Origin of the sequence: Caballeronia hypogeia (genome assembly GCF_001544875.2) — a bacterium.
Taxonomy (GTDB): domain Bacteria; phylum Pseudomonadota; class Gammaproteobacteria; order Burkholderiales; family Burkholderiaceae; genus Caballeronia; species Caballeronia hypogeia.
In genome coordinates this window covers 1-1,095 of record NZ_FCOA02000082.1, presented here as the reverse complement: position 1 = coordinate 1,095, position 1,095 = coordinate 1, and the positions used below count along the sequence as shown (strand labels likewise).

Here is a 1,095-nt window from a genome sequence, read left to right as displayed (position 1 = left end):
CATCTATTCGGATTGCATATAAATAAATGAACTGGTTCGAAGATAAAACGAAAATTCACACGTGCGTGCTTGGTGTATGAATTTATTGTGATTGTTCGAGTATCAATCTGCACTGCATGCTATTGCTTGACTCTAAGCAGGAGATGTTTGAGTAACAATCATCGGTAGCGCCCCGGATTGCAGAAGCACGCGATCGAGGAAGAGAGTTCGCTGGGGTTCGAAGCGGACCGCCCCGGTGTTGTCGTCACGCCGTCGGCGCAACTACAGAGGGATGTTTCGTATGTCGATGGTGGTGCCTTCGCAAGCCTACACGCTGAAGATCAAGCCGCAGCCTGCGCTCATGTCGGTCCTGAAGTTTGGCGCGCACGCCCAAATTAGCGAACTCTACGAGTACTGGATCGATTTTACGAGTCCGGTGGCCGATATTCCGATGGATCAGGTGGTCGGGCGACCGGCGACCTTCACGATCGAGCCGATCGATCCTGATCTGGCGTATCTCGAAAAAATGTTCGGCGAGCGCGCAAAAGACTTCAGCAAGATGCCGAAAGCTTATGCGACTCACGGCGTCATCGAGGGCTTCGAGAAGATTGGCTCATCGGTCGATGAAACGCACTTTCGTGTCAGGCTCGTTCCCAAGGTCGCCGAATTGGCCCGCGCCAGAAAAAGTCGCCTGTTCCAAAAACAGAATGTCGTCGAAATTATCACCGATACGCTGCGCCATTACGGCTATCGCCTGGGCGTGGATTTCGACTTCTTGAAGCTTCGCGGCAAATATAAGCGCCACGAGTACATCACTCAATACTACGAGACGACCTTCGCCTTTATTCAAAGGCTCTGCGCAGAGGAAGGACTGTGGTTCCGCTTCGAGCAAAAGCATGACCGGACCTTCATGGTCTTCGGCGACGATCTGGATGCGTATGCGCGCAAGCAACGCGTGATTCCGTTTCGCACGCACTCCGGATTGGAGAGCGCGGGCGCGGAGTCGATCCGCTCGCTGCGCACGATCACCAAGCGCGTGCCCGAGTCGATCCAACTGAACGACTACAACCATCGGCAGGCCGATGTGAAGCTGCTGGTGGACGCGAATGCGGCGCC

At 54.4% G+C, this 1,095-nt stretch carries 1 protein-coding gene; it reads left to right on the top strand.

The features are described 5' to 3' along the window. Window positions 1-280 precede the first annotated feature (280 nt). Window positions 281-1,095 (top strand): type VI secretion system Vgr family protein (locus tag AWB79_RS37920; RefSeq protein WP_198399180.1); only part of this gene is annotated, 815 nt, incomplete at its 3' end.